The 7548-nt window shown below is 56.1% G+C and carries 4 protein-coding genes; 1 reads left to right on the plus strand and 3 read right to left on the minus strand.

Going from position 1 to position 7548, the window contains the following annotated elements; translation table 11 throughout:
- From treY to glgX, 3 genes are all read right to left on the minus strand, one after another.
- Window positions 1-2083 (minus strand): malto-oligosyltrehalose synthase (treY, locus tag ADICEAN_RS19390; protein ID WP_040398378.1); only part of this gene is annotated, 2083 nt, incomplete at its 3' end.
- Window positions 2076-3923 carry a malto-oligosyltrehalose trehalohydrolase gene (gene treZ, locus ADICEAN_RS19395; RefSeq protein ID WP_009197364.1) on the minus strand — a complete coding sequence of 616 codons (1848 nt, stop codon included), beginning with the start codon at window positions 3921-3923 and terminating at the stop codon, window positions 2076-2078. The genes treZ and treY, both read right to left, overlap by 8 nt.
- 8 nt (window positions 3924-3931) lie before the next feature.
- Window positions 3932-6061 carry a glycogen debranching protein GlgX gene (glgX, locus tag ADICEAN_RS19400; RefSeq protein ID WP_040398380.1) on the minus strand — a complete coding sequence of 710 codons (2130 nt, stop codon included), beginning with the start codon at window positions 6059-6061 and terminating at the stop codon, window positions 3932-3934.
- 439 nt (window positions 6062-6500) lie between these two features.
- Here glgX and ADICEAN_RS21615 point away from each other — a divergent pair, with 439 nt between their 5' ends.
- Window positions 6501-7418, plus strand: a complete 918-nt coding sequence (locus ADICEAN_RS21615) for a hypothetical protein (RefSeq protein WP_009197366.1) — start codon at window positions 6501-6503, stop codon at window positions 7416-7418.
- The last annotated feature ends 130 nt before the right edge of the window (window positions 7419-7548 follow it).

Genomic DNA, 7548 nt, shown 5'->3' on the forward strand with positions numbered 1-7548 from the left:
GGTCCAGCAGGCGCAGGGCAAAGGCCTTGGCAGCTTCTTCGTAGGCCTCTTGGGGGCTGCTCCAGTTGCTGTGGCGCTTGGCTTCGCGCAGGGCTTTTTGCAGGTATTCCTGCAGGCGGCTATCGATGCTGTCCTGGTCCTGGCCCCTAAGCCGGGCGCCGGGCATGGGGTAAGCGCCCAGCAGGGTCTGGTAGATCAGGTACTCGTCGTTGGCATCGGGGGCGCCGTTTTGCTTCAGGCCCCAGTTGCTTTGCTGCCACTGCTGCACCAGCCCGATCCACTCCTCGGCCAGATCGCTCAGAATGTGCAGGCGGGCCCGCACATCCTCGCCCCGTTTGGTATCATGGGTAGAAAGGGTGTTAAGGGACAGCGGCCACTGCTGCTGGCGCTCCTGCATGTTCTGGTGAAACTCCCGGGCAGAGATATCAAACACCTCGGGCGAATCACCCACCTCATTGTGGGCCACAAAGCGGTTGTAGGTATACATCAGGGTATCTTCTACCCCCTTGGCCATAAGCGGGCCGGTAAACTGCATGCAGCGCTGGTAAAAGCGCAGGGCCCGCTGGTTATAGGCAGCATTGCCCTGCAGCGGCTTGTGCAGCAGTATTCCTTCCAGCAGGTTTACGGCAGCGCCCAGTTCCGGCTTTTCGCTGCGAATAAGGCTTAGGAGGGTCTGGAGGGCGGCGCTTTCGTCGGGCCCCAGGGGCAGCTGGTTGCCGTAGTAGCGGTATACGGGGCACTGGATGAGCAACTCGGCAATGGCGCCCCTGAGCGTATCGGGCTTGAGTGCGCCCAGCTCCTGCTTAGTGGCTAGCCCCAGCTCCAGAAAGAGCTGGTAGAGATTTTCCAGCTCGCCGGCCATGCGCTGGTGCAGGATAAAGCGCTTTTTGTCCAGGATCTGCTGGTGAACGGGCTTGTTGCTGCTGCTTAGGCTCTGGTAAAAGCGGGTAAAGGGTTTTTCGCCGGCGGCATTGGTCAGCAGGTTGTTGACCATGGCCAGAAAATCATAGCCTGTACTGCCCTGGATGGGCCATTCGCGGGGCATTTCTTCGCCGGGTTCCAGGATCTTTTCAATCACCATATAGGTATGCTCGCCAATGAGCTCCCGCAGCTGCTCCAGGTAGCCGGTGGGGTCGTAGAGGCCGTCGATATGGTCCAGGCGCAGGCCGCTGATCAGCCCCTGATCCAGCAATTCTTTGATGTACTGGTGATAATGATCAAACACCGCCCCATCCTGCATGTTGAGGCAGATCAGGCTGTTGACGGTAAAAAAGCGGCGAAAGTTGATCTGCTGCTCGGTTTCCTGCCAGTGGCAGAGGCGGTAGACCTGCTCTTCGGTGATCTGCCTGAGCAGTTCCCGGTCGGTATTTACCTTTTTGAGGCGAGCCTGCAGGTAGCGCCTGCTTTCGGGGTTTTTCAGCAGGGCGGCCAGCTGCAGCTGCAGTTCGTGCAGGCCTTCGGCATAGGGAGCGGCATCTTCCAGCCTGTGGACCTGTTCGATCTGCTTTAGCAGTTCCTGTAGTGCCTGGGGCGGCTGCTGATCGCTCCCTAAAATGGTGGCATAGGAGCGCAGGTGCAGGGGGTAGGCCGTATCATAGTAGGTAAGCACAAAGCGCTGTTCCTGTATTTCAACCCTGAGCTCCCCCTTTTCCAGCACTTCTTCCAGCGGACTGCCCAGAAAGGGTACCATGATGCGCCCGTGGTAGAGGGGGCTGGTCCAGGCCACATCAAAAAAGGGGGCGTATTTGGAGAGCTGCCCTTTTTCCAGCACATCCATCAGCCACGCATTGTGCACATTATAGGCCATGTGGTTGGGCACAATGTCCTGCAGCCAGCCCATGCCGGCTTTCTGCAGCTTTTTATGCAGAGCCTTCAGCTGTTTTTCGGTGCCCAGTTCGGGATTGATACGGTGGGGATTTACCACATCATAGCCGTGGGTGCTGCCGGGGGTGGCTTCAAAAATAGGGGAGGCATAGAGGGTACGTACCCCCAGCTGTTGCAGGTAGGGCAGGATCTTATCGGCCTCCTTTAGGGTAAAGTCTTTATGGAACTGTAGGCGGTAGGTACTTATGGGGTTATGCATGGCGTCGGCTGGTGTATAGAACAAGGGACTGGGGCTGCAGGGAAATGGTGTCTCCGGCAACGCAGTGGGCCGGGGCCGCTTCCCTGCCGCCCCATTGGGGGTCGGCAGAATCGAGCAGCTTGCGCCACTCCTGTCGGTAGGTAGGCAGCATGCTGGGCTGCGCCTGCCCGGAAAAATTCATCAGGCAGAGCACATGCTGCCCCTCGTGCCAGCGGTGCAGCTGCAGGGTCTGGCGCTTCTGGTTGTGGCTCACCTCCAGCTGCCGGCGGTTGAGCTGGCGCAGGGCCGGTTGTTTTTTGCGCTGCTCCAGCAGGGCCTTGTACCAGCGCAGCATGGTCTGGTGCGGCTCCTGCTGCTGCAGCTGCCACTGCAGGCGGGATTGCTCAAAAGTGGTTTCGGCCTGGGGGTCGGGGGCCTCGCCCTGGGCATGGAAGTGGGCAAACTCGGCCCGGCGGCCCTTGCGCACGGCTTCGGCCAGCTCGGCATCGGTATGGCTCACAAAGTAGAGAAAGGGGTTGGTTTCGGCCCACTCTTCGCCCATAAACAGCATGGGCAGGTAGGGGCTAACCAGTACGGCGCCGGCCAGCAGCTTCTGCATCTCAAAGGGGTATAGCTGGCTGCTGCGCTCGCCCAGCATGCGGTTGCCCACCTGATCGTGGTTTTGGGAGAAGACCACAAACTGCCGCCCGGGCTGCTGCTCGGCCCGGGTGCCAAAGAATTTGTGGCGGTGGGGAGAGTACTGCCCGTCGTACACATAGGCATCCTGGTAGGCCTTGGCCAGATGTTCAATGCCGGCAAAATCGGCATAGTAGCCGGTTGGCTCCTGCCCGGCGCTTACGCGCAGGGCATGATGGAACTCATCGATCCACTGGGCATCCAGCCCATAGCCGCCCTTCTCCAGGGGGTCTATAAAGCGGGTATCGTTCAGGTCCACCTCGGCTATGAGGTAATAGGGGCGGCCGGTCTCCTGCATCAGCTCATTGACCTGCTGCTTTAGCTCCCGCAGAAAGTGCGTGGGGCTAAAGTCTTTAATGGCATGTACGGCATCCAGGCGCAGGGCATCAATGTGAAAATCCCGGAACCACATCAGGGCATTTTCAATAAAGTAGCGGCGCACCCCATCACACCAGGCATCATCAAAATTAAGGGCCTTGCCCCAGGGGGTGTTGTATTTATCGGTAAAGTAGGGGCCAAACTCATTCAGGTAGTTGCCTTCGGGACCCATGTGGTTATAGACCACATCCAGCACCACGGCCAGGCCCCGCTGGTGGCAGGCATCCACCAGCTGCTGCAGGCCCCGCGCGCCCCCGTAGGAGTTTTGTACGGCAAAGGGGTATACACCATCGTAGCCCCAGTTGCGCTCGCCGGGAAACTGGGCCACCGGCATCAGCTCTATGGCCGTAATGCCCAACTCTTTGAGGTAGTCCAGCTTCTGGATGATTCCGGCAAAGGTACCCTCCGGTGTAAAGGTGCCGGTGTGCAGCTCATAGAAGATGTAGTCTTCCAGCGGCAGGTTTTGCCAGCTGCGGTCGGACCAGCGCCAGCTGGCCGGGTCCAGCGCCTGGGAGGGCTGGTGAGGTCCCTCGGGCTGGGAGAGCGAGGCCGGATCGGGACGCTCCCGCTCCCCATTCAGGCGCCAGCTGTAGCGCTCGCCCGGAGCTATTTTTTTGGAAGTGGTACGCCAGTAGCCCCATTTGTCCTTTTCCAGGGGCAGTACGGCCTGCTGTGAGTGCAGCAGCAGTTCTGCCTTCTCCAGCTGGGGTGCCCACAGGCAGGCGGTGGCCTCCCCTTTTGAAAAGGTAATGCCAAGCGTACGTTGGCGGATGGATGCTTGCTTCATGTGCTTGCTTAAAAAATTGGGTGTTCCAGCAATACGATGGAACGGCCCGCCACCTCAATAGTTTCGCCGGCACTGTAGGTGCCTTCATCTTCTTCATCTACCCGGTTTTCGCTGGTATCCAGGATCTTGCTCCAGAGGGTGCCGTACTTTTTGGGCGGCAGTGTAAAGGTTAGCGCCTCGTGGTGGGCATTAAAAATGAGGTAAAAGCTATCATCCATGATGATCTCTCCTTTAGGCCCGCGGGAGTGCAGGCCCCGGCCGTTCATGAAAACGCCCAGCGATTTGGCAAAGGAGTGGTTCCACTGCTCTTCGTCCATTTCGGTGCCTTCCACATCAAACCAGGCGATATCTTCCAGGCCCATGCCCTTGATGGGCTGCCCCTGAAACCAGCGACGGCGGCAAAAGACCGGGTGGGTCTTGCGCAGGTGGATGAGCTTGCGGGTAAACTGCAGCAGCTCGGTATCGGCCTGGTGCCAGTTGATCCAGGATATTTCATTATCCTGGCAGTAGGGGTTGTTATTGCCCCCCTGGCTGCGGCTGATCTCATCGCCGGCTACCAGCATGGGTACCCCCTGAGAAAGAAAGAGGGTGGTCAGGAAATTTCGCTTCTGCTTTTCCCGGCAGTGGATGATCTGGGGGTCTTCCGTTGGGCCTTCGGCGCCGCAGTTCCAGGAGCGGTTGTGGCTTTCGCCATCGTTGTTGTTCTCGCCATTGTCCCGGTTGTGTTTTTCGTTGTAGGAGACCAGGTCGTTGAGGGTAAACCCATCATGGGCGGTAATAAAGTTGATGGAGGCTGTAGGGCTGCGGAAATCATCGGCGTAGAGGTCGGAGCTGCCGGTGAGGCGCTCGGCAAACTCGCCCAGCATGCTTTCTTCGCCACGCCAGTAGTCGCGCATGGTATCGCGGTACTTGCCGTTCCACTCGGCCCAGCCCGGCGGGAATTTGCCCACCTGGTAGCCGCCCTCGCCAATGTCCCAGGGCTCGGCAATAAGCTTTACCTGCGAGATCACAGGGTCCTGGTGTATGATATCGAAGAAAGAGCCCAGCCGGTCTACATCGTGCAGTTCCCGGGCCAGGGCCGAGGCCAGGTCAAAGCGGAAGCCATCCACATGCATCTCGGTGATCCAGTAGCGCAGGCTGTCCATGATCAGGCGCAGCACGTTGGGCTGCATGGCATTGAGCGTATTGCCGGTGCCGGTATAGTCCATGTAGTAGCGCTTATCATCCGTAAGGCGGTAGTAGGCCGCATTATCAATGCCCCGGAACGAAACAGTTGGGCCCATGTGATTGCCTTCGCCGGTATGGTTGTAGACCACATCCAGGATCACTTCAATGCCGGCCCGGTGCAGCTCCTTAACCATTTGCTTAAACTCCCGCACCTGCTCGCCTGTGGTGCCGGAGCTGGAGTAGCGCACATCGGGCGCAAAAAAGCCAATGCTGTTGTAGCCCCAGTAGTTGGTGAGCCCGTTTTCGTACAGGTGCCGGTCGGTAATAAAGTGGTGAATGGGCATGAGCTCTACGGCCGTAATGCCCAGCTGCTTCAGGTAGCCGATGGTAACCGGGTGGGCCAGGGCGGCATAAGAGCCTCTTATCTCTTCCGGAATATCGGGATGCAGCTTGGTAAAGCCTTTTACGTGGGTTTCGTAGATGATGGTCTTGTGGTAGGGGATGCGGGGCGGGTGTACCCCCTCCCAGTCAAAGCTGGCATCTACCACCACGCATTTGGGCACAAAGGGGGCGCTATCGGTCTTGCTGAAGCTGAGGTCCCCTTTTTTATGGCCCAGCTCGTAGCCAAATAGGGAGTCGTGCCAGTCAATGGTGCCGGCAATGGCTTTGGCATAAGGGTCTATCAGGAGTTTGTTGGGGTTGAAGCGATGGCCGTTATGGGGCTCATAGGGCCCATGCACCCGGTAACCATAGAGCAGGCCGGGCCGGGCTTCGGGCAGGTAAACGTGCCACACCTGGTGGGTGCGTTCGGTTATTTTGATGCGGTGAAGCTCGTTGGCCGGATCGGCAGCATCGAACAGGCAGAGCTCTACGCCCGTGGCATTTTCGGCATGCAGGGCAAAATTCACCCCCCTGCCATCCCAGGTGGCGCCCAGTGGATAGGGGTTGCCCGGATATAACATTGTATTCATGATACACTTAACGGGGCAGGTGCCCGGGAATGTTTTGTGCAGTGGGGAGTATTTTAGGCAGGATCAGACGCTGCAGGACGAAAGGTGAAGGGCAGAAGTTGTAAAATCAGGGCTTGCTTTAAGGGGGGGTGGTGATAAAGAGTGTAAGAAATATGTGAATGAAGTAAGATTTGTGCCGGGACTTTTTAATAAGATTTTAATATCTGTCGTCATCGGAACTTCATGGATGTAAGTAGGCTAATTAGACAAGCTAACAGATGAATAGGGGTAAGTCATTGATGGTTAGTGGATTGATTATAAAAATAAAGAGATGTGATTTTGAAAGTCTGGGAATAGTGCAAAATTTAATTTTAGTAAGTTAAAATGTTATTAAACTTTACTACACATGTAATTTATATGCTAACCGTGCAATATATTTGTGGTATAAGTCAATCAAAACATGAAAAAATACCTCTCTCTCTTTTTTCTTCTGGCAGTAGTAGGATTCTCCTGTCAGGACCAGTCCGAGGACGTTATGCCCTCTGCAGCTTCTGCCCCCAATAAAGACAAAAGTCCTAAAGGCCAGATGGACATGCTTACGCTGAGTGAGACCGGCGCTACCCAGGTTTCTATAACTATTACCGTAACTGCTGGCTCAACAGGTGCTCCAGCCGGTTTTTCTCTACAGTGGATGACCAAAGAAGCATATGGTATGTATGGCTGGGATTCCAATGCACCAGGCTACTGCCAGGCTTCCTTTTCGGGAAATGCAAACCTTAGCCGTTACAATCTGGCGGCTGGTCAGTCGGTAAGTGTAAAGGTGGGCGAATTCCTGTTTGACAATGGTGCTTCTACCAATTGTGGCGATATGCTGGAATGCGGAACTGAGTATGTATTCCGTTCCTTTGCCCATGCGAACAGCAGCCTGCAGCGCAGTGCATTCAGTGGGGATTACATGGCTTCTACCCTAAACTGTACCACCTCAGAAACCTGCACGTATACCCAGGGATACTGGAAAAACCATGGCCCTGAAGGATGCGCCAGTGGCAATAACACCAACATGTGGCCGGTACGGGAAAGCCTTACTACACTGGGTGGCGTAGACTATACAGATGAAATTCTGTGCAGCCTCCTAAACACACCTGCAGCTGGCAACGCCTACCTGGCACTGGCCCACCAGCTGATAGCGGCTAAACTGAATGTAGCTAATGGTGCCGATGCAACTGATGTAGCGGCTTTGATCCTGGCTGCCGATGCTGTATTGGCTGGAAAAGTACTTCCGGCTGCAAGTGCCAAAAGCTCAGAAGCCATTTCTGCCCTCATCGATGGGCTGGCAGATTACAATGAAGGCGCTACTGGCCCAGGCCACTGTAACTAAGCGAGAACATTTTTGACTGTATGATAGCTGCCGCTGCAAAGCGGCAGCTTTTTTATTTTGCTCCAGAGCTACTGAAACAAAAAACATGAGTCATCCCGAATTTTGAAAGGATAAAATTTGAAGCAAAAAA

Source organism: Cesiribacter andamanensis AMV16, assembly GCF_000348925.1.
Lineage (GTDB): Bacteria > Bacteroidota > Bacteroidia > Cytophagales > Cyclobacteriaceae > Cesiribacter > Cesiribacter andamanensis.

Excerpts from the sequence above, each read along its gene's own strand:
- treZ (WP_009197364.1), bottom strand. The coding sequence starts at position 3,923 with ATGAAGCAAGCATCCATCCGCCAACGTACGCTTGGCATTACCTTTTCA.
- glgX (WP_040398380.1), bottom strand. The coding sequence starts at position 6,061 with ATGAATACAATGTTATATCCGGGCAACCCCTATCCACTGGGCGCCACC.
- ADICEAN_RS21615 (WP_009197366.1), top strand. The coding sequence starts at position 6,501 with ATGAAAAAATACCTCTCTCTCTTTTTTCTTCTGGCAGTAGTAGGATTC.